This window comes from Mucilaginibacter sp. SMC90 (assembly GCF_022811725.1).
Lineage (GTDB): Bacteria > Bacteroidota > Bacteroidia > Sphingobacteriales > Sphingobacteriaceae > Mucilaginibacter.
In genome coordinates this window covers 6,122,402-6,144,287 of the sequence record NZ_CP094527.1, presented here as the reverse complement: position 1 = coordinate 6,144,287, position 21,886 = coordinate 6,122,402, and the positions used below count along the sequence as shown (strand labels likewise).

Genomic DNA, 21,886 nt, shown 5'->3' with positions numbered 1-21,886 from the left:
ATGAAAATAAACATACCCGAAAGAGTCTTTCGAACCATAACATATGTTATGAAAATTAATGCGATCATTTTATTTGTTGTCTGTTCATTATCAACCATTGCTATGGCTGGTAACTCATACGGGCAAAGCGTACTGGAAAAACCGGTTACCCTTAAGTTAAAAAATACCCCCCTTTCTGATGCGCTTGAGCGGATCTCGGCAAACACAGGCGTGCGGATCATGTACACAGGGAACAACATTGAAACCGATGTTAAGGTGACGCTTACAGCTCATAACGAAAAGCTGGAAACTGTTTTGAAAAAAGTTTTGTTAGATAACCAGTTTACCTATACCGAGGTTGAAGGAAGTTTATTGGTTAAGCCAGCACCAAAACCACCGGTAGAAAAAAAGGTTGAGCTTCCTCCGCCTATCATTATTACCGGCTCTGTTGTTGATGATAAAGGCTTGCCTTTAATAGGTGTTTCTGTTAAAATAGAGGGCCTTGCAACCGGCGCGGTAACGGATATTGATGGTAAATTCAGGGTTCAGGTTGCCAATGAAAAAGCGGTGCTGGTGTTTTCTTACATCGGTTTTGAAACCCAAAAAGTGGCGGTGGGTAAGCAAACGGCCATTAAAGTTACTTTGCAGCCTTCGGCTAACTCATTATCTACTGTTGTGGTTATAGGTTATGGTACTACTACCAAAAAGGAACTGACCAGCGCTGTAGCAACGGTTAAAGCCGAACAATTTAATGCAGGTGTTGTAGCAACCCCTGCCGATCTGTTGGAAGGTAAAGTGGCCGGCTTAAACATCACCAACGATGGTAACCCTAACGGCAAGGCCTCTGTAACACTGCGCGGCCCATCATCAATAAGGGCTGGTGCTGCTTCTGTTCCCTTTTATGTAATTGATGGCGTGCCTGGCGCTGATTTTAACTTGCTTGCCCCATCAGATATTGCTTCGATAGATGTACTGAAAGATGCATCGGCCGCGGCAATTTACGGAACCAGGGCTACCAATGGTGTAATTATCGTTACTACCAAAAGAGCAAAAGCCGGCCAGCTAAGGATGACTTACAACGGCTACGGATCATTTGAAAAAGTATCTAACCAGTTCCAGGTAGCCAGTGCCGATCAGCTACGGGCTTATGTGAAAGCCAATGGCCAAAGTTTTACACCTGCAAATGATAACGGTGGCAATACCGACTGGCAAAAAGCGGTTGAACGCGGTACCGGGTTCTCTCAAAATCATAACCTTTCTTTTGGCGGCGGCACCGATAAAACCACCTATAACGGTAGTATAAATTACCTGGAAAATCAGGGCATTGTTAAAAGCAGCGATATGAAGCGTGTTATAGGCAGGCTTAATATCACCCAAAAAGCACTTAATGATAAGTTAAAACTGGACTTTTCATTGAGTAATTCGGTAACCAACTCCAATTTGTTAGTTAATGATATACCGCTAACACAGGCCAACGGTCAAAGCCCCGGCTTGTTTAAATCAGTAGTTCAATATTTGCCTACACGTACTATTTACAATGCTGATGGTACATTTTATAATGACCCTACCTTATTATTGGGTTATAACCCGGTAGGGCTTATAACTAATGATAGTTACAAGCAAAAAATTAACTTATTGCTGGGCAATGTGAGGGGCGAGTTAATATTGCCTGCAGGCCTGCTTTACAATTTTAACTTAGCTTACCAGGAAACAAATACCGATAACAATACCTATTATAACTCGGCATCAGAACTTGCGCCGGGTCTTGGCGGCAAAGCTATCCGTTCAACTTATGAGGATACCAAAAAGTTATTTGAAAACTATTTGACCTACGCTCATAAATGGGGCGACAAACATGATTTTAAAGCTTTATTTGGTTATTCGATAGATCAAACCACAACAGGCAATGGTTTTCAGTCAACTAATCAGGGCTTTATTTCTGACGCTACAGGCTCCAGCAACCTGGCTTTAGGTACGCCTGCTGCAGGTTACAGGGTTGATTACGGTAGTGTTAATGTTGAAACCTTACGTTTAATTTCTTTTTACTCCCGTCTTAATTACAGCTATGCCGGTAAATACCTGTTTCAGGCATCTTTACGCCGGGATGGTTCAAATGCCTTTGGTACCAACAAACGCTGGGGGTATTTCCCGGCTGCGTCGGCTGCATGGCGTATCATCGACGAGGGTTTTATGAAATCGCAATCGTTGTTTGATGATTTGAAATTGCGGGTTGGTTATGGTAAAACAGGTAACTCATTAGGTTTTTCGCCTTATACGCCTATAACGCTTTACGGCACTACCGGTAGTTTTTATTATAACGGTGCCTATATCGGTGCAATTGGTGTAACTCAAAACCCTAACCCCGATTTAAAGTGGGAAAGTACAGCTACGCTGAACGGCGGTGTTGATTTCTCATTATTTAAAGGGCGTTTGGGAGGCTCGGTTGATATCTACAATAAAAAAACAACCGATATGATCACTACTGTACCTGTATCGCTGATCAACAACTTTGTAAATACAAAAGTTGAAAACGTAGGTAGTATGACCAATAAAGGTGTGGAGATAGCACTTAACGGCACGCCAATAAAAACAAAAGACTTTACCTGGAGCAGCTACGGTAATATATCGTTTAATAAGAATAAGATCACATCGCTGGCTCCAAATCTTTCAAAAATATATGCAGGCGATCCTGAAGGGCCAGGCCAAAGCGGTATCAAAGTATCTATCATTGAAGCCGGTTACCCGCTTGGTGAGTTTTATACATTGAAATACCTTGGTCGTACCAATGGTGTATCTACCTTTTTAGGTGCCAATGGCCAGCCAACAACAACACCTCAAAGTACCGATCAAACTTATGCAGGTAATGCGCAGCCAACATATACTTTCGGGTTTGGTAATGATTTTACCTATAAAAACTTCAGCCTTAATTTCTTTTTCAGAGGGCAGGGTGGTAACAAGATCATGAATGCATCATTGGCCAGCTTTAATCAGCCTACCCAGGCTTCGGCACACGGCGTACCTACTTTAACACTAAGTGAGCCGGGTAATGATGTTAATGCCAATTTATATTCAACACGTTACCTTGAAAGCGGTGCTTTTATCAGGTTAAGCAATGCTACGCTCGCTTATAAAATAAATGTTGCGGGCAATTATGTACATGGCATCCGGTTGTATGTTACCGGTACCAATTTATTCATCATCACCAAATACAAAGGCGTCGATCCTGAATTAAACTTAAACATCGATAACCAGCTAAGCGGCCAGTTCATTGGTGTGGATAGTAATAATTTTTATCCAAAAACGAGGAGTTTCCTTGCCGGCGTACAAGTTGATTTATAATAGATTTTAACCTAACTGACATGAATAATTTAAAAAGATATATAAAACCTGGCCTTATTGCCATGTTTATAGGAGCAATTTACCTTTCGGGTTGTACTAAACTGGATATTACACCGAAATCGGCACTTACCCCGGCTAACTTTCCGACTACTCCGGCGCAGTATGTAGCTGCTACAGGGCCTATCTACACCTCATTTCGCGGGGCACCTTCCAGGCAGTATTGGTTGCTGCAAAATTTAAGTACCGATGAATGCGTGCTTGTGGCCCGTGGTGGTAACTGGCTTGATGGGGGTACCTACTCAACCGTAAACCTGCACATGGTTACCCCTGATAACAGCATGACTGAAACCTGCTGGACTGGTGGTTACGGAACCATAAGTTTGTGCAACCAGGTGCTATCGCTGTTTGCATCCACACCCGAAAGTGACGCAAAAAAGCAAACCATTGCCGAAATTAAAACCATGCGTGCCCTGTCATACTTTTACCTGATGGACCTGTTTGGTAACGTTCCTATCAGCAAAACCTTTGGTGATACAACTAACCTGGGCACCCAGTCGAGGGCTACTGTATTTGCATTTATTGAGAGCGAACTGCTTGCGCAAATTCCTGATCTGAGCGAAACTGCCGGGGTAACCACTTACGGCAGGCCAACCAAAGGTTTAGCTTATGCCGTACTTGCAAAAATGTACCTTAACGCGCAATATTACATTGGCACACCAAGATACCAGGATGCGGTTACCATGTGCGATAATATTATAAAAGGTGGCCAGTATTCGTTAGATGCAGATTATTTAGGCATGTTTAAGCCAAGCAATGGCCCGTCTGTAAAAGATTTTATTTTTGCTATACCTTACGATGCTATTCAGGCGCAGGGCCAGTATTTTGCCCGCTGGACAATAAACCCCAACCTGAAGGACAAGTATAAAATGCCTTACACGCCGGATGGGCCTGTGTATACTTATAAAGAATACTACGCCCTGTTTAACGATGCAAATGACATCCGTAAAAAACAATTTTTAGTTGGCAAGCAGTATAATAATGACGGCACACCAATAAATATTACAACAACCAATATCGGGCTTGATGCAAGTTATTCGGGCCCTAACCCCAATGCTACGGTGATACACCAATTGGAGTTTACGCCTGATATTGTATGGAAAAACCAGGCGACTTTTGATATTGGCAACGATGAGCTTGCCAACGAAGCAGGTTACAGGAACAATAAGTTTTATCCGGATAGCTTAAGTACAGACCGTAACCAAAGCAATGACGTACCAATGTTCAGGTATGCCGATGTTTTACTGGAAAAAGCCGAGGCTATTTTACGCGGCGCATCAACCACTAATGGCGATTCGCCTTTAGCATTGGTTAACCAGGTTAGGTCACGCGCAAAAGCTTCACCTTTAACATCAGTAACCCTGTCTGATATATTAGATGAGCGCGGCCGCGAATTTTCTATGGAAATGTGGAGGCGTAATGACCTGATCCGCTTTGGCCAGTTTGAGAAAAAATGGGGCATCAAAACAGACGCTGACCCTAATAAACGCATTTTTCCGATACCAAGACCAGAAATGCAGTTAAACCCGAAACTGGTACAAAACCCTGGTTATTAACTTAATTGATATTCTATAAAAAAGTCTGTTCTCGATAATTTGAGAACAGACTTTTTTATGTTTACAAACTTTTATCAACGCTTGAAAACAGCGTTGCTTTTGACACTAAGCCAGGTCAAACCTGTCAAGGTTCATTACCTTTGCCCAGGCAGCCACAAAGTCATTCACAAATTTGTCCTTCCCGTCAGCGCTTCCGTATACTTCGGCAATAGCTCTTAGTTCAGCGTTAGAACCCGCCACAAGATCGGCACGGGTTGCTGTCCATTTAACAGCGCCTGTAGTACGGTCGCTCCCTTCGTAAAGTTCCTTATCCGCGGCTGTAGCTTTCCATGCTGTACCCATATCAAGCAGGTTTACAAAGAAATCGTTACTAAGCACACCCTCGCGCGAGGTGAACACACCGTGCTTCGAGCCATCATGATTGATGTTCAATACACGCAGGCCGCCTAATAGTACGGTTAGTTCGGGTGCCGTAAGCGTAAGCAAATGAGCTTTGTCAATCAGCAGTTCTTCGGTAGAAACAGGGTGTTTTGTTTTACGGTAATTGCGGAAACCATCGGCAGCAGGTTCAAGATAACCGAATGACTCTACATCGGTTTCCTCCTGCGATGCATCGGTACGGCCAGGGGTAAACGGAACGGTAACATTGCTACCGCCGTCTTTAGCTGCTTTTTCAACAGCCGCGCTTCCTGCCAGTACGATCAAATCGGCCAGGGATATTTTTTTACCGCCAGTTTGGCTCCCGTTAAAATCTTTTTGTATGCCTTCAAGTACGCTCAGCACTTTTTGCAATTGTACAGGATTATTTGCCTGCCAGTACCTTTGCGGGGCCAGGCGGATCCGGGCACCATTAGCGCCCCCACGCTTATCAGTACCGCGGAAGGTAGAAGCTGAAGCCCATGCTGTTGAAACCAGTTCAGATACACTTAAGCCCGATGCTAATATTTTCCCCTTCAAAGCCGCGATATCGCTCTCAATTACCGGCGCATGATCAGCCGCCGGAATAGGGTCCTGCCAAAGCAATATTTCTTCGGGCACATCGGCACCCAGGTAACGTACCCTTGGGCCCATATCGCGGTGGGTAAGTTTAAACCATGCGCGTGCAAATGCATCTGCAAATTGATCAGGATTTTCCAAAAAGCGCTTTGATATCTTTTCATATGCAGGATCAAACCTTAAAGAAAGATCAGTAGTGAGCATGGTTGGTAAATGCTTTTTAGTGCTGTCATATGCATCCGGAATGATAGCTTCTGCATTTTTAGCCACCCATTGGTGTGCGCCTGCGGGGCTTTTTGTTAATTCCCACTCAAAACCAAACAGGTTTTCGAAAAAATTATTGCTCCATTTGGTTGGGGTTGTGGTCCAGGTTACTTCCAGTCCGCTGGTAATAGTGTCAGCACCTTTACCTGAGCCGTAGTTGTTTTTCCAGCCAAAGCCCTGTAGTTCAAGATCAGATGCTTCGGGCTCTTTGCCTACGTTATCTGCAGATGCTGCACCATGGGTTTTGCCAAAAGTATGACCGCCGGCTATCAATGCAACGGTTTCTTCATCGTCCATAGCCATACGGCCAAATGTATCGCGGATATCTTTAGCCGCCATAACCGGATCAGGATTACCATCCGGGCCTTCGGGGTTTACATATATTAAGCCCATTTGTACAGCGGCAAGTGGTTTTTCGAGGTTGCGTGAATGAATATCGCCATCGGCGTCATCATCTGATACCAGCACTCCGTGCCCTTCCTGTACACCGTGCGAACCATGTGCATAACGGACATCACCGCCCAGCCAGGTAGTTTCTGAACCCCAGTATACAGATTCATCGGCTTCCCAGGCATCTTCACGCCCGCCGGCAAAGCCAAAAGTTTTAAAGCCCATTGATTCAAGCGCTATATTTCCGGCAAGGATCATCAGGTCGGCCCATGAAATTTTACGGCCGTATTTTTGTTTAATTGGCCAAAGCAATCTTCTGGCTTTATCAAGGCTTACGTTATCGGGCCAGCTGTTGAGCGGGGCAAAACGTTGTAAGCCTGCGCCTGCACCCCCACGGCCATCACCTACACGGTAGGTGCCGGCGCTATGCCAGGCCATACGGATAAATAAGCCGCCATAATGTCCAAAATCTGCAGGCCACCAATCTTGCGAGTCGGTCATGAGCGCATGCAGATCCTTTTTTACACCTTCAAGGTCCAGGCTTTTAAAAGCTGCTGCATAATTAAAATCTTCACCCAAAGGGTTTGATAACGAAGAGTGCTGACGCAGGATATTCAGCTTTAACTGATTAGGCCACCAATTGTGGTTACGCGTACCGCCGCCGCCAACATTGTGCTTCATTGTGCCGTTGTGGAACGGGCATTTACTGATGTCATTTGATCCGTTTTCCATAATTATGAGTTATATATTGAATAGGCTGCTTAAACTATTGGTTAGGTATTAAGCTTTATAAAATTATGATGTTAACTTCAACAATCACAATCAATTAATTCTATAAGGTAATAGCTAAAAACTATAACGCATTTAAATGACAACTATTTGTTAAAATGTGCATTAAAACGCCTTGCAGCCACAAAATGGAGCCCAAAACATCATGTATTGACTGGTGTAACTTGAATGTTACGGTGATTAATGAGTAAAAATCACCTTTTTTTGCCTGTTTAGCCGTTTGTATCGTTGATTTGCTTTAGTTTTGCATTAACCTTAATCTTATCAGCATGAATAAAAAATATCCCATCCTGCAACGATACCGGTATTCAACACGTCTTGTTAAAATATAAATGGTTTCACAAACCCTTTTTGTTTAGCAGGATTGCTGATGTATTTCAGGCAAAGGTCCGCGTTCTTAAAAATTACCAGGTAGTATTTGTTATTGCCTGTATCGATATTCCCGATAGTTCTTTAATGGGTATTTTCATTGTAAAATACAGTTTTAGTTAAAAAAACAATGTGTTAGCCAGGGATAGCACATTGTTTTATTTTACCTCGCTTTATCTGTTTGTGATTGCGTATTGTTGTTTGCACATTACAAATAAAGGGATCAATTTTCTTCAGTGACTTTGCCCTCGGGCAATCTTTAAGCTCCATTAACGCATTTCTTTTTCGATACCAAATAAAATCGGAGCACATTTGACGATCATTTTTTAGTTTGGGAGAAGTGGCGGATAGATAGTTGCCATTATGGCTATTTATGATCAACTGGTCATGCATTTAAATGTCTTCAAAACATTTTTTCATTTATGAGTTATAGCGCTTAACTTTAAGGCCAGTCAGCTCATCAATAAACCTATATTCTTAAATCAAAATTTAATGAACCTGAAAAAGTGTTTACCTGTAATAATCGGAAGCTTATTGCTTAATACCGGCGCTATTGCCAAAGTGTTAATGCCTGGTGTTTTTAGCGATAATATGGTTTTACAACAAAAAACAATGGCCCGTGTGTGGGGTAAAGCCGATGCCGGGAAATCTGTAACCGTTACTTCTTCATGGAACAACAAAACTTACACAACCGTTGCCGATGCCAATGGCGATTGGAAGCTGAAAATCAAAACCCCATCATACGGCGGCCCATATAAGGTTACAATTACCGATGGCAGCGAACCTGTTGTTTTAAATAATGTATTGATAGGCGAGGTATGGGTATGCTCCGGCCAGTCAAATATGGAAATGCCTGTTGCAGGCTGGGGGCAGGTGAGCAATTATAAAGAAGAAATTGCCAATGCCAATTACCCCGAGATCCGTTTATTGCAGGTGTCGCAGGCTATAAACCTTATTCCGCAAACCAGTGTAAAAGTAGCCAATAACGGTTGGATGGTGTGTTCGCCCCAAACTATTGGCGAGTTTTCGTCGGTAGCGTATTTTTTTGCCAGGGAAATCAATAAGCAGGTTAAAATTCCAATTGGGCTCATCAGCTCAAATTGGGGCGGTACCATGATCGAAGCCTGGAGCGACGAAAATACTTTAACCAATAATCCTGCTTTTAGCCAGGAAATTAAACGACAGGAGGAAACTGCTAAAACTGAAAGTCAGCAAACTTTTGCACAAAAACTGGAAGCCTGGAACCGGCAGGCTACAGCGGCAGATTGGGGATATACCAATAATAACGCTTTTAACCCTGATACTACCGGATGGAGAACTATGGTGTTGCCTCAGTTTTTTGAAAAGAGCGTGCTGGGTGATTTTGACGGTGCCGTTTGGTTTCGGAAAAAGGTAACTATCCCGGCAGAATGGGCCGGAAAAGATGTTAAAATAAATCTGGGTAAGATAGATGATAATGATATTACATGGGTGAATGGCGAAAAAATAGGGGCAACAGAAGGCTATTTACAATCGCGCAGTTATGTTATCCCCGCTGCAAAAGTAAAGGCCGGTGAAACTGTAATTACAGTACGGGTTTTTGACAGCGGCGGCGGCGGTGGCCTTTATGGGGTTGATGAGATGCAGTTAACCTCCGCATCGGGCGAAAAAATAAGCCTGGCCGGCAATTGGGATTTTAAAGTAGGCTTTAATATCAAGGGGCTTCCGCCAATGCCTGTTGCAAATAATCCTAACAAGCTTGCAGTATTATACAACGCTATGATCAATCCGCTTACTCCTATGACAATCCGCGGAGCTATCTGGTACCAGGGCGAAGCTAATACAGGCAGGGCAGGGCAATATAAAGAGTTGTTTGAGGGAATGATAAACGGTTGGCGCACTATCTGGAACGAAGGCAATTTCCCGTTCTATTTTGTACAGCTGGCCAACTGGCAAAAGCGCGATGCAGAACCAATTCCTTCAGGTTGGGCAGAGTTGCGGGAAGCACAGACCCAAACTCTTGAGTTACCAAATACCGGCATGGCTGTGGCTATTGATCTTGGCGAAGCTGATAATATTCATCCTAAAAATAAACAGGAGGTTGGCCGGAGGCTGGCAATAGTTGCTTTGGATAAAACTTATCACAAAACGCAGCCATATTCAGGCCCGATGTATAAATCGCAGAAAATTGATGGCGATAAAATAGAATTAAGCTTTAATCATGCTGAAGGAGGCCTAAAAACGCAGGGCGACAACAACATGCAGGGCTTTGCCATAGCGGGCGAGGATATGAAATTTCATTGGGCAACTGCGGTAATAAAAGGCGATAAGGTTATTGTAAGCAGCCCGGATGTTAAAAATCCGGTTGCGGTAAGGTATGCCTGGGCCAATAACCCGGTAAGTACTTTATACAATGGCGTTGGTTTACCGGCATCGCCTTTCCGTACAGATAATTGGGCAGGTAAGTAAATTGAAAGAATAAAAAAACGTCATTGCTGCGAGATGCGAAGCAATGACGTTTTTGATTAGTGCCAATAATTACAGCAAAGGCCGCGGATCAAATATTACCCTGATAGAATTTACCTTACCATCAACTACATGATACCAGCCGCAGCTGAATATTGTTGCGCGGCCCATATCAATATCATAAAATACGCATACGTCGTCGCCGTCACTAAACACGCGTTTTATATCATATTTTAGCTTCATCTTCCGCATATCGGTAAAATAGGTTTCGGCATTATCGCGTTCACCAAGCACGCCTATAAATTTCAGGTCATCTACCGCAGTGTTGCGTGCCGCTGCAAAATCTTCGTCGTTTAATGCTTTTATAAAGGAAAGTACTATATCATTGGCACCGCCAACGGTTGAACTTGCTTCTGTTGTCATACGAATAGTTTTTTGGTTTACAATTTTATCATGTTAACTATCAATAATTATTCCTTTAGTTACTGATCATAGTAAATAATTGCATCCTGCCAGGTTAATATAATAACAAAGCCGCCCGGCATTACCGTGCGGCCCAAATCAAAACAACAAAATTAAAATATTAATTAAGCGGTGGCTGTAGTTGGGTAGTTACACCTATACGGTTCCAGGCATTAATGGTGATGATAGCCATAATTACCTGTGCCAAATACTTTTCGTCAAATAATTCGGCTGCTTTTTTATAGGTTTCATCAGATACGCGGCCGGTGATCAGGGTTACTTCTTCGGTTAAAGCAAGGATAGCACGTTCCTGCTCATCAAAGAAAGGAGCCTCGTGCCAAACGCTGATATTAAAGATCCTGCGTTCGGTTTCGCCTGCTTTGCGTGCATCAGCAGTGTGCATATCCACACAAAAGGCACAGCCATTAATTTGTGAAGCGCGGATCTTGATCAGATCTTTATGACGGGTAGTTAAGTCAGTGCTTTCAATGTATTTTTCAAGGGCTATCATGGCCCTGTATCCAGCTGGTTCGGTGGTGTTGATTTTTAAGCGGTTCATGTTTTTTTCTTTTTTGTTAATACAAAGTTGCGGATAAACATGCCCTCAAAAAATGAACTGAGTTTAAGAAAATCAGATTTTTTTGGCCCTGAGCCTGCTTAAAAACTGGGGAGTGAAGCCTAAGTAAGAGGCCAGCATATATTGAGGCACCCGCTGTACAAAACCTGGAAACAGGGCGGTGAAATGCCGGTAACGTTCTTCATCGTTTTGATTGAAGATATAGCCAATGCGCCTTTGCGAGGCAATAAAGGCTTTTTGCATCATAACACGAAAGTAACCTTCCATCTGCGGTACTGCTTCAAACAACGCCACACGGTTCTTTTCACTAAGCAGCAATAGTTCTGAAGCCTCGATGGTTTGAATATAGGTAGTAGCCGGTTGGTGATTGAGCAGGCTATCCTGGTCGGCTATCCACCAGCTTTCCAAACCGAATTGAATGATCTGCTCGTTAAGCTTATTATTAACAAAATACTGCCTAACCAGTCCTGTAATTACGAAATAATTGCCGGCACAAAGTTTGCCCGGCTCTAAAATGAGGGCTTTCTTTTTAAATTTCTTTAATTCAAAATGTTGGCATATGTTTTCCTCATCGGCCGCAGATAGCTGAACGTAGCGTTTAATGTGGTTGATGAGTTCGGGATACATATTATTTGGCACAAATTACACGAATTGGATCGAATTTTACGAATTGGTATTTCTAAATATCCTGACAAATACTAATTGTTATCCATACTAATGCTCAAATCGTTCGCTCCGATAGGTGTTTCCACAGGGTCCATCGTTCATTTCCTAAGTTTTGAATTTGATGCTGAATCATTACCGATTTTAATTCTTGATAGTTTTGGTGATAATAGGTTGATAGTTTCGCTACCTTTTCATCGCCTGCAACCAGGTATAGATATTCGTTCGTGTTTTTCTTTCCAGATATATAATAGGTTGAAAATCCTGCGATCTCATTGATTTTATAAACCTTTTTCAAACCAAAGCCAAAGTTTCGGACTCTGGTTATTGTATAGTCATCAATAATGATTTTATGTGTTTTATAATTTAATTGCCGCCCTATCAAACCACAGATAGTGCAATTAAAAATCATATAAGGAAATGTTAGGAAATGAAGGGGTTTATCACGGGCAAAAAGAATGTCGAAACTGGTGAAAACATAAAAAAATATAAGGCAACTCAAAAGCAGGCACATCAGCAGGAGAAACTTTGGCCAAAAATTGAATTTAGATTTCATATGTTTAAGAAAGATAATTCAATACGCTTTACCTGTCCCGTCAAGTTCCGCCTTTTCCTCATAACCCAGAGTCAGGTCGTCTTCAATTTTTTGCCTGCTGGGGCGCAGGTAAATAAAATAAGCTATAAGCACAACGGATATACCTATCAGGATTAATTTACCGGTTAATAAAAAGCCTACAATGGCAAATAATGATGGGCCTTCCAGCAATGCTAACCTCACAATAGTTGCTGATTGATAAGCCATAAGTTTAGCCTTTAATGTAGCATCGCTTTTAATATTACCTAACAACTTCAGGAACAGCATGTGGCTTGCAATGAAGCAGCTTACGGCAAAAATGGGCACTATGTAAACCAGCATGTCATTGCCCGCACTTTTAACCGGGTTTTTAGGAATGATAAATGTTACTGCTGCAAATAGTGTTTGACCGGCAACAAGGGCCATGTGTATTATACTGAGGGTTTTTACAATGGCCGCCGGGCTTTGGTTTTGTGCTTGTCTGTTGTTCATGTGATATGGCTGGTATTTAACTGCAGCAATTTAAATAATAAATCTTAATCCGTCAAAAGCACCCTGATAATGTCGTTTTTGCCCCTCTCAATCCGGAACTATCCTGCCTAACTTTATCTTAAACAAAACCAAACTATCATGGCAACTAAAGAAATTGTATCACAGGTTATCGATGCTTTCGATGATAACGACGTTGAAAAGATCTTAAGCTTTTTTGCAGACGATGTGCAATGGACTATGATGGGCTCGTCCATCACGGTTATGAATGGGAAAAACGAAGTAAATCAATTTTTGGGTGGGATGGAAGACGTGAAAATGGTTTCATCAACCAAAGATCACATTGTTGCAGATGGCAACATAGCTGCTGTTGACGGCCTTATTCAATGCAAGGGGAAAGACGGAAACGAAATGGCTATGTATTACGCCGATTTTTACGAACTGGAAAATGATAAGGTAAAAAAACTCACATCATATATAGTCGACAAAAAGGAGTAACTGATTGGAGGTCGGGAGCTTACTTTGTAAGGGTTAAACCTCTTCCAGTGTCAGGAGGTTATCAACACCAGCCCTGTCGGTTAATGATTTAAGGTGCTTTTTGCCGCCGTCCTCGGGTTTTACTATCGTCAGGTAGGTTTTACCTCTTTCGGTACTTACATAAAAGGCCTGGCTATTGGCTTCAATGCGGGCTATGGCCTCGGTAACGGAAATTATAACCCTTGGCTTGTCTAATGATTCATAGTAGCCAATATGTGTTATGTGCTCATGTGTGCTTGATGCCCTGGGTTTATCAATGCAGTTTACCTGGTAACTTGCCATAAAATATAAATGTGTAGCTGTAAAGATAAGGTTTATCGCCTACAAAAAGTTAAAACGGAGCCTGTGATTGGCTTCGGTTAACGGGGCGACGGATAGCCCTGCTATGCGATGAATAAACAGCCGTTTTTGAGTTTATAGAAAACCCTTACTTTTGCCCTTCATCAATTTCGGTAAATTTGTATTCAAAAGAACAGGCAACGCAATTAAACCAGGCTTTCTGGACGGCGTTTGGACAATATCTGAAACCCCAGCTTTCGGCTGACGGGCTGCGCACCAACTGGGTGAATTATAAAACAGGTATTAAGCATCTGTATTTTAAAATGGAGGCTGATAAAAGATCTGCCTTTATCGCTATTGAAATGAGCCATCCTGATGCAGACATCCAGCAGCTGATGTTTGACCAGTTTATTGAACTGAAAAATGTGTTGCAGGGTCAGCTTAATGAAGAATGGGAATGGCAGTTGCATACAACCGATGAATATAACAAAACCGTAAGCCGCATTATTAAAACCCTGCCCGGCGTAAGCGTGTTTAACCGGGAGGACTGGCCCGCCCTGATCTCTTTTTTTAAACCCCGCATTATTGCGCTTGATGAGTTTTGGAGTGTGGCGCAATACAGTTTTGACCTGTTCAGGTAACCCCAGGTTAGCGCATAAAGAAACTTACGAAGTTTTTAAAACTTCGTAAGTTCAAAATTCACAAGCTGAAAATCTTTAAGCTACGTGTGCCACATCATCACCTGCTGCTAAAAAGCAGTGGTTTACCGTGTCAACAATATCGCTGATGTTAAAAGGCTTGGCAATAAAAGCATCGGAACCGTAATTGCCCAATGATTCGAGCACACGCGGATAGGCTGATACCATCACTACGGGGATATGCGCGGTTGATTGGGTGGTTTTTAACATGTGGCAAAGTTCGCCACCATTAATACCAAATAAAATGTAGTCCAAAATAACAAGATCGGCATTAGCTGATAGGGCCGCCTTGCATATGTCATCAGTATAATTCAATACCTCAACTTCGTAGTGCTCCATTTCAAGAGCATCTTTCATCACTTCCAAAATATCCTCGCTATCATCAAGGATCAATATTTTTTTTGACATAAATAATAATTGGTAAAGAAGACAACGCTGGGAACGTTTCTTTTGTTTTCAAAGTTATATCCAATTATTGTAACAATCAAGTAACAACCTGAAGCTATAAATATTGGTGCTATTTATAGCCTCAGGCTGTCTACCAGGCTATGAACGGATGCCAGCACGATGTCGAGATTTGCCGGGGAATCGGTCACCTTTGATATCATGATCCCTCCCTCTATGAGTGCTATCATACTTAAAGCTGTTTCGGTAGCCTTAATATCAGGTTTTAGTTCGCCTGTTTCAATGCCGGCTTTAATGAGGCTTTCTATACCGTTTTTCCAGCGGGCTATTGCTTTTGCCGCTTTATCTTTTAACAGCGGATTAGTATCATCGGCATCAACAGCGGTGTTTAAAATAGGGCAGCCGCCAGGAATAAAATCACCGCGGGTAAAGCTGTGATATACCTGGGCGTACACTAATAATTTATCATGGTAGCTGGTTGCCCGCTGAATCCGCTCCTGTACCTGCTTACGTACTTTGCCCGAATTATAATCAAATACTTCGGCAGCAACTTCTTCCTTATTTTTAAAGTTACCATAAATGCTGCCCTTGGTAAGGCCGGTAGCTTCAGTAAGATCAGAAAGGGAAGTGCCCGCGTATCCTTTTTTATTAAATATGGATGAGGTACGTTCAATAATGAACTGACGCGTACGCTCGGCTTTTGACAATTCGTTTTCCATAATACAAATATACCAACTGGTATTTAGTTTTTAGTGATCACTTATAATAACAACAGGGCCCGCTTGCTTTTTACGGTTGATAACCAGGAGAAGGAGCGGCATAGCCAATAAGAAAATCAAACCCGAAAACAGGTAGGCATCAAGGTAACTTAACAAAAATGATTGCCTGTTAATGGTATTGTCAATAACGGCAATAGCTTTCTTATGCGCATCAAATGATGAAAAGCCCCGGCTGCCGAAATAATTGGTAAGCTTAGTTATTCGTGCAGTAGCCTGATCATTGAAAATGTTGATATTAGATAACAGATCGCTGCGGTGCAGGCCGAAGCGCTGGGCTACATAGGTATTTATAACTGCTATGCCGAACGAACCACCCAACTGCCGCATCATGTTGTTTAGCGCCGACCCCTGGGGAATATCTTTAGGCTCGAGCCCGGACACTGCCAGGGCAGTAAGCGGCACGGTTAATAAAGCGATACCCATTGCCCTGTAAATTAGGGGGCCAACCAGGTCGCCAGGTGCTGCCTCCAGGTTCATGTGCGACATTTGCCAGGTAAATATGATGAAGATAATAAAGCCCGAAGTAATAATTATTAACGGTGATACGCCTTTTTTAAGCAGCGTTGCCGAAAATAGTAAACCTACAATTGCCAGCACGGCCCCCGGTAATAAAATAAGCCCGGTTATAGTAGGCGGGAAAAGCAGCACTCGTTGTGCCAATACAGGTGTAAGAAATACCGAGGTAAATAACCCAAACCCGGTTACAAACGTAAGTATAGCTGCCACAGCAAGCGATTTGCTTCTCAGTACCCGCAAATCAATTACAGGATTAGGGGTTGTAAGCTCCCACCAGATAAAGGTGCTAAGGCTGATAACAGCAATTATGGTAAGCACGATAATGTAACCTGCCGAAAACCAATCATCAGTTTCGCCCCGCTCCAATACGGTTTGCAGGGAGCCTATGCCTATAATAAGCAGGAGGATACCCCACCAGTCTACAGCTTTTACCTTGGCTTTAATTTCCGGTTCGGTAACCAGTAGTAAGCTTGATACGGTAACAGCAATCCCGATAGGGATGTTAATATAAAAGATCCATGGCCAGGTGTAATTTTCAGTAATGAAACCGCCAAGGGTAGGGCCAATAGTCGGGCCTAAAAACACACCAACGCCAAACAACGCGCTGGCAATACCAACACGATCTTTGCCGTAAACCTCAAATACAATAGCCTGCGAAACTGACAGCAGTGCGCCACCGCCAATACCCTGTAAAAAGCGAAAGGCAACCAGTGTCCAGATATTTGATGCCAGCCCGCACATGGCCGAAAAGAACGTAAATGCGATGATTGACCCGATATAATAATTGCGGCGACCAAGTTTTGTAGTTAAAAAACTGGTCATGGGTATTACAATAATGTTGGCTATGGCATAAGCTGTAATAACCCAGGAAGTGTCTTCGAGCGTGGCACCGAGGTTACCACTCATGTGCGAAAGGGCTACGTTTACTATAGAGGTATCTATCAGCTCCATGATAGCGGCGGCTATAACAGTGATGATAAGGATGCTTTTTTTCATTGGAGTACGAATTAAGAATAATAATTACCCTGAAAAATACCAATCGGTATTTTTCAGGGTAAAAAAATTAAACCAGAGAATTATCTCTGGTGCAGGGCTTTCAATGCTTCGGCTGGGTTTGACAGGAACAAGCGATAAAATGGTTCGGTGCCACCAACGCGGATCTCATAGTTGTTAGTTTCAAAACCGGTTACAAACTCATCAGCAACTTGTGATGCAGGGATACCATTATGACCACCAATCTCGGCCGAAAATTCGGTATCAACCAAAGGAGGCATCAGTTCAAAAACTTTAACATTGGTATCTTCTAAAGCTACCCTTAATGAGATGGTGTATGAATGTAAAGCTGCTTTACTTGCCGAGTAGGTAGAGGTTTGTTTGCCAGGTAAAAACGCAACTATTGATGATACGTTAACAATGGCGGCATCGCTTTGCTGTTTAAGTATCGGCAATAGTTTTTCGTTGAGGCGGATAACAGAAATATAGTTGGTAAACATTTCTGTTTGGGCTATTTCAAAAACATTAGGTGTAGTTATCAAGTCGTTAACCTGTGCAGCACCGGCGTTATTGATCACCACGTTCAACTGAGGAAAATCTTTAGTCAGTTTTTCGGTTAATGCTTCTACATCATCTGCATTTGATATATCTGCTTTAATAGCGGTAACGTTTTTTAATTGGGCAGCTGCTTTATCTAAACGTTCCTGGTTACGGCCAACAATAATTACATGATTATTTTTTGCTGATAGTTGTTTTGCAATTTCAAAACCTATACCGGCACTGCCGCCGGTGATCAATACGGTATTTTCTGAAGTTTTCATGTTGTTTGTTTTTATAGTGAGTTGATGATTATTTAATTGAGTTAATGGCTTTTAAAGCCTCATCGGGATTAGAGAGGTATAAACGGTAGAATTGTTCGGTACCGGCTACCCTGATTTCGTAATTATTGGTTTCCAGCGATGCGATCAGTTCATCAGCAACCTGTGAAGCAGGGATCCCTCTTTCAGCACCACCAATTTCGGCCGAAAATTCAGTATTAACCAGTGGCGGCATTAATTCAAATACTTTTACGCTGCTGTCTTTTAATGCTAAACGCAGTGCGCGGGTATAAGAGTGTAAAGCCGCTTTAGAAGCTGCGTAAGTGGCCAGCCCGATGCTTGGTGCAAAAGCTACTATTGATGATACGTTTACGATAGCTGCTTCGGGTTGTTTTACCAATGATGATAATAGTTTTTCGTTAAGCTTTACTATTGACAGGTAATTGGTGAACATTTCGGCCTGAGCTTTATCAAAAATGTTTTCATCGTTAATAAGGGTGTTATATTGAGCAGCACCGGCATTATTAATTACAACATTCAATTGAGGAAAATCGCTTTTAAGCTTGCTAACCAAAGCATCAACGTCTGTAGCGTTTGATACATCTGCTTTAATGGCGGTTACATTTCGTAATTGAGCAGCGGCTACATCCAAACGTTGCTGGTTACGTCCAACTATAATTACATGGTTATTTTTTGCTGTTAATTGTTTAGCTATTTCAAAGCCTATACCAGCACTGCCGCCGGTGATCAATATGGTGTTTTCTGAAGTTTTCATTTTCTGTGATGTCGATCATTATTTTCGACACCACAAAAATATACCAATCGGTATATTTTTATATCATCTTTTTGTCATTGTTGTAAATTGTTGATTTTTAGGGATAATAAGGGAGTTGTCGTCTTGCGCTCGTTTGTAACGAGCACTTAATATGGTTTAGCGATTGTATCGCCTTTGCGTTATAAACGCAAGCCCAGGTACGCGCACGTTGCAAACGAGCGCGAGATAATAAAAATACAAACCTATGTCATTGCGAGGCACGAAGCAATCGCACGGAAGCATAGCCGCCCTGTATAGCATGCGATTGCCACGTCGCACCCTGGCTCTTTCCCATCGGCTCCTCGCAATGACATAACTTTGACGGCTCTTTATTTTAAAGTATAAACACCGATAAACTCCTCGGCCCATGCGCCCCGATAACTAAGGATTGCTCAATATCAGCCGTTTTTGATGGGCCTGATATGAACGCCCCGTAGCCATAACCGGCCTCGCCAATGGTTTGATAAGCCTGTGCCATAGTAGGCACAAAATCATCTTTGCCGATCACTACGGCCAAATGCTGGGCAATGAACGGTAATACCCGGCTGCCCATTTCCTTTTCAGTAAGCCAAAGTGCGCCATTTTCGGCAACGCCAAGATTGGTACGCAACACGGTTAGTTCAACATCTGCAAAACTGTGGCCGTCTTCGTGCTTTATGGTATCGGCATAAATGTAATCGCTTAGCTCGTTAAGGGCCGATATGATCTTTACACCGGGTTTAAATTCGTTATTGATGATGGTTTTGATCTCGTCAAAGCCACTTACTTCATAAACAAAGCTGCCGCCTGCTGTAGCAATGGTTTTATACTTTGAAACCAGGTCTGTCCTCACATCAGTGAGCGTATTCAATACTTCCATATCAGGCAGCGGCATAGCTGCAGGCTGATTGAATTTTACAGCGGCCAATATTTTTTCGCGGCTCATGAGTTTTTTGCTCCTTTCCTTTTGGCATACCATTCGCCAAATGATTCATCGGGTGCCTTGGGCATTTCCCTTTGGTTGTACCAGGGGTTTAATTTGTTGTTTACCGCAAAAGGGGCGTATTTAAATACCAGTCTGCCGGTTTTGCCACCCATACGGTATAAAGTTGGCGATGCCAGCGTTAAAGCCATAGCCTTCATGGCCATAGTTTTTGCTTTGGGCGAATAGCCTTCTTTAACAATTACCTGCCGCCATTTATACAGCTGATCATGAATATCTATTTTAACCGGGCACACATTGCTGCATGAACCACAAAGGGTAGAAGCAAAGGGCAGGTCGGCATATTTTTTCATGTCGAGGTTGGGGGCAAGGATAGAGCCTATTGGCCCGGCAACGGCTGTGTGATAACTGTGGCCACCACTTTTGCGGTAAACCGGGCAGGTGTTCATACAAGCCCCGCAACGGATACATTTTAACGAGTTGCGGAACTCTTCGCGGCCTAACTGTATGCTGCGCCCGTTATCAACAATAACAATATGAATTTCGGTGCCGTTCTGCGGTTTGCTGAAATGGCTCGAATAAGTGGTAATAGGCTGCCCGGTAGCACTGCGGGTAAGCAGGCGTAAAAACACCCCAAGGTGTTTTCTTTCTGGGATGATTTTCTCTATTCCCATCGAAGCAATATGGATCTCGGCCAAATGGGCACCCATATCGGCATTACCCTCATTGGTGCAGATCACAAATTCGCCTGTTTCGGCCACAGCAAAGTTAACACCAGTAAGTGCTGCGCGACGGGTTAAAAACACCTCGCGTAAGTGCTGGCGTGCGGTTTCTGTTAATATTTTAGGATCCGATTCGCCCTTGGCCGAACCTAAGTGCTCGTGGAAAATGTCGCCTATTTCTTCCTTTTTTTTGTGGATACAGGGCAGTACAATATGGCTTGGCGGTTCGTTGGCCAGCTGTACAATGCGCTCGCCAAGGTCAGAGTCAATTACGTCGATGCCTTGTTCTTTCAGGTATTCGTTTAAGTGGCATTCCTCGGTAAGCATCGATTTGCTTTTAACCATTTTGGTAATACCCTTTTGCTCAAGCAGGCTGTGTACAATCTGGTTATGTTCGGCAGCGTTGGCCGCCCAGTGCACTATGATCCCATTTTTAATGGCATTAGCCTCAAACTGCTCCAGGTAGGTGCTCAGGTTTGAGAGCACATTAAATTTTATCTGCGATGCCGTTTCGCGCAGCAATTCCCATTCAGGAAGTTTATGTGCCGCAATGTCCCTTTTGGCGCGTATCCACCATAGGGTTTCGTCGTGCCAGTTTACGCGCGGCTCGTCCCGGTTAAAATCTGCAGCTAAATGCGGGTGATCTTTGGTAGTAGCGGTACTCATTGCATACTGTGGTTTAAAATTTCGGCTACGTGAATTACTTTAACATCGCTGTTTTGACGACGTAAAATGCCTTCGAGGTGCATCAGGCAAGAAAGATCGGCCGAGGTTATGTATTGTGCACCGTGCGATACGTGATCGGCCACACGGTCTTTCCCCATTTTAGCTGATACGGCTTCCTCAACTACGCAGAATGTACCGCCGAAACCGCAGCAATCATCCTGCCGGCTCAAGGGTACCAATTCTAATCCGTTAACCATATCAAGCAATTGAGCCGGTTTGCTGAAAGGTTCGGCAACCAGCTCGCTCATCTGGGCTATCCGTAATCCGCGTAACCCATGGCAGCTCTGGTGTAATCCAACCCGGTAAGGGAAACTGGCTGTCAATTGTTTTACCCGCAATATATCAACCAGAAACTCGGTAAGCTCGTAAACTTTTTTGCGGATCTCGGTTGCCTGTTCCTCTTTCCCATCGGCATGTAAATGCTCCTTGATGTGCAGGGTACAACTCCCCGAAGGACAAACGATATAGTCGTATCCCGAAAAATTGTCGACAAATAAATTATTGCAACCGCCGGTTAAATGCTCATAGCCCGAATTGGCCATCGGCTGCCCGCAGCAGGTTTGATTTTTAGGGTAGTGGACTTCACAGCCAAGTTTATCCAGTAACTCCAACGTAGCAATAGCCGCTTTGGGATAAAACTGGTCAACATAGCAAGGAACAAACAAGGCAACTCTCATCGTTTACACGTTTACTTTATTGGTTAAAGCAATATTAGCGTTTATAATTTG

The 21,886-nt window shown here is 43.0% G+C and carries 20 protein-coding genes; 5 read left to right on the top strand and 15 right to left on the bottom strand.

Features of this window, described 5'->3' with window-relative positions; translation table 11 throughout:
* The first annotated feature begins 48 nt into the window (after positions 1–48).
* Complete coding sequence (locus MTO98_RS25345) at positions 49–3,318, top strand: TonB-dependent receptor (RefSeq protein WP_243481772.1); 3,270 nt, start codon at positions 49–51, stop codon at positions 3,316–3,318.
* 20 nt (positions 3,319–3,338) lie between these two features.
* Positions 3,339–4,931, top strand: a complete 1,593-nt coding sequence (locus tag MTO98_RS25340) for a RagB/SusD family nutrient uptake outer membrane protein (protein WP_243481771.1) — start codon at positions 3,339–3,341, stop codon at positions 4,929–4,931.
* A 105-nt stretch (positions 4,932–5,036) separates the two neighbouring features.
* On the opposite strand, the gene katG is transcribed toward MTO98_RS25340, so the two are convergent.
* Positions 5,037–7,313 (bottom strand): catalase/peroxidase HPI, encoded by a 2,277-nt coding sequence (gene katG, locus MTO98_RS25335; RefSeq protein ID WP_305852734.1) that lies wholly within the window; start codon positions 7,311–7,313, stop codon positions 5,037–5,039.
* A gap of 918 nt (positions 7,314–8,231) precedes the next feature.
* Here katG and MTO98_RS25330 point away from each other — a divergent pair.
* The gene (locus tag MTO98_RS25330) at positions 8,232–10,187 is read left to right on the top strand and encodes a sialate O-acetylesterase (RefSeq protein WP_243481770.1); all 1,956 of its coding nucleotides are present in this window, start codon (positions 8,232–8,234) and stop codon (positions 10,185–10,187) included.
* Between the two features lie 69 nt (positions 10,188–10,256).
* Here MTO98_RS25330 and MTO98_RS25325 read toward each other — a convergent pair whose 3' ends face one another.
* From MTO98_RS25325 to MTO98_RS25305, 5 genes are all read right to left on the bottom strand, one after another.
* The gene (locus MTO98_RS25325) at positions 10,257–10,607 is read right to left on the bottom strand and encodes a nuclear transport factor 2 family protein (RefSeq protein WP_243481769.1); all 351 of its coding nucleotides are present in this window, start codon (positions 10,605–10,607) and stop codon (positions 10,257–10,259) included.
* Positions 10,608–10,767: 160 nt separating this feature from the next.
* A complete protein-coding gene (locus tag MTO98_RS25320) occupies positions 10,768–11,205 on the bottom strand; it encodes a carboxymuconolactone decarboxylase family protein (protein ID WP_243481768.1) in 438 nt (145 codons plus the stop codon).
* 72 nt (positions 11,206–11,277) lie between these two features.
* Entirely contained in the window at positions 11,278–11,850 is a 573-nt protein-coding gene (locus tag MTO98_RS25315) for a Crp/Fnr family transcriptional regulator (RefSeq protein ID WP_243481767.1), read from the bottom strand.
* 94 nt (positions 11,851–11,944) lie between these two features.
* Positions 11,945–12,298: a hypothetical protein gene (locus MTO98_RS25310; RefSeq protein ID WP_243481766.1), complete on the bottom strand. Its 354-nt coding sequence runs from the start codon at positions 12,296–12,298 to the stop codon at positions 11,945–11,947.
* Between the two features lie 162 nt (positions 12,299–12,460).
* Complete coding sequence (locus MTO98_RS25305; RefSeq protein WP_243481765.1) at positions 12,461–12,952, bottom strand: hypothetical protein; 492 nt, start codon at positions 12,950–12,952, stop codon at positions 12,461–12,463.
* Positions 12,953–13,090: 138 nt separating this feature from the next.
* On the opposite strand from MTO98_RS25305, the gene MTO98_RS25300 reads away from it, so the two are divergent.
* On the top strand, positions 13,091–13,447 hold the full coding sequence (locus tag MTO98_RS25300) for a nuclear transport factor 2 family protein (protein ID WP_243481764.1): 357 nt from the start codon (positions 13,091–13,093) through the stop codon (positions 13,445–13,447).
* A gap of 33 nt (positions 13,448–13,480) precedes the next feature.
* Here the strand turns inward: MTO98_RS25300 and MTO98_RS25295 are convergent, their stop codons facing one another.
* Entirely contained in the window at positions 13,481–13,768 is a 288-nt protein-coding gene (locus tag MTO98_RS25295) for a DUF3892 domain-containing protein (RefSeq protein ID WP_243481763.1), read from the bottom strand.
* A gap of 176 nt (positions 13,769–13,944) precedes the next feature.
* Here MTO98_RS25295 and MTO98_RS25290 point away from each other — a divergent pair, with 176 nt between their 5' ends.
* The gene (locus tag MTO98_RS25290; RefSeq protein ID WP_243481762.1) at positions 13,945–14,406 is read left to right on the top strand and encodes a DUF4268 domain-containing protein; all 462 of its coding nucleotides are present in this window, start codon (positions 13,945–13,947) and stop codon (positions 14,404–14,406) included.
* 75 nt (positions 14,407–14,481) lie between these two features.
* On the opposite strand, the gene MTO98_RS25285 is transcribed toward MTO98_RS25290, so the two are convergent.
* The 8 genes from MTO98_RS25285 to MTO98_RS25250 all read right to left on the bottom strand — a co-directional run bounded on the left by MTO98_RS25285 (position 14,482) and on the right by MTO98_RS25250 (position 21,835).
* Entirely contained in the window at positions 14,482–14,871 is a 390-nt protein-coding gene (locus MTO98_RS25285; protein ID WP_243481761.1) for a two-component system response regulator, read from the bottom strand.
* A 113-nt stretch (positions 14,872–14,984) separates the two neighbouring features.
* A complete protein-coding gene (locus tag MTO98_RS25280; RefSeq protein ID WP_243481760.1) occupies positions 14,985–15,587 on the bottom strand; it encodes a TetR/AcrR family transcriptional regulator in 603 nt (200 codons plus the stop codon).
* 30 nt (positions 15,588–15,617) lie between these two features.
* Positions 15,618–17,159: a DHA2 family efflux MFS transporter permease subunit gene (locus MTO98_RS25275; RefSeq protein WP_243481759.1), complete on the bottom strand. Its 1,542-nt coding sequence runs from the start codon at positions 17,157–17,159 to the stop codon at positions 15,618–15,620.
* 80 nt (positions 17,160–17,239) lie between these two features.
* Positions 17,240–17,977, bottom strand: coding sequence for an SDR family oxidoreductase (locus MTO98_RS25270; protein ID WP_243481758.1), 738 nt, complete (start codon positions 17,975–17,977; stop codon positions 17,240–17,242).
* 28 nt (positions 17,978–18,005) lie between these two features.
* A complete protein-coding gene (locus MTO98_RS25265) occupies positions 18,006–18,749 on the bottom strand; it encodes an SDR family oxidoreductase (protein WP_243481757.1) in 744 nt (247 codons plus the stop codon).
* Between the two features lie 373 nt (positions 18,750–19,122).
* Complete coding sequence (locus MTO98_RS25260; RefSeq protein WP_243481756.1) at positions 19,123–19,713, bottom strand: LUD domain-containing protein; 591 nt, start codon at positions 19,711–19,713, stop codon at positions 19,123–19,125.
* Positions 19,710–21,098: a lactate utilization protein B gene (locus tag MTO98_RS25255; RefSeq protein WP_243481755.1), complete on the bottom strand. Its 1,389-nt coding sequence runs from the start codon at positions 21,096–21,098 to the stop codon at positions 19,710–19,712. The genes MTO98_RS25260 and MTO98_RS25255 overlap by 4 nt, the downstream gene beginning before the upstream one ends.
* Entirely contained in the window at positions 21,095–21,835 is a 741-nt protein-coding gene (locus MTO98_RS25250; protein ID WP_243481754.1) for a (Fe-S)-binding protein, read from the bottom strand. The genes MTO98_RS25255 and MTO98_RS25250 overlap by 4 nt, the downstream gene beginning before the upstream one ends.
* Positions 21,836–21,886: the final 51 nt, after the last annotated feature.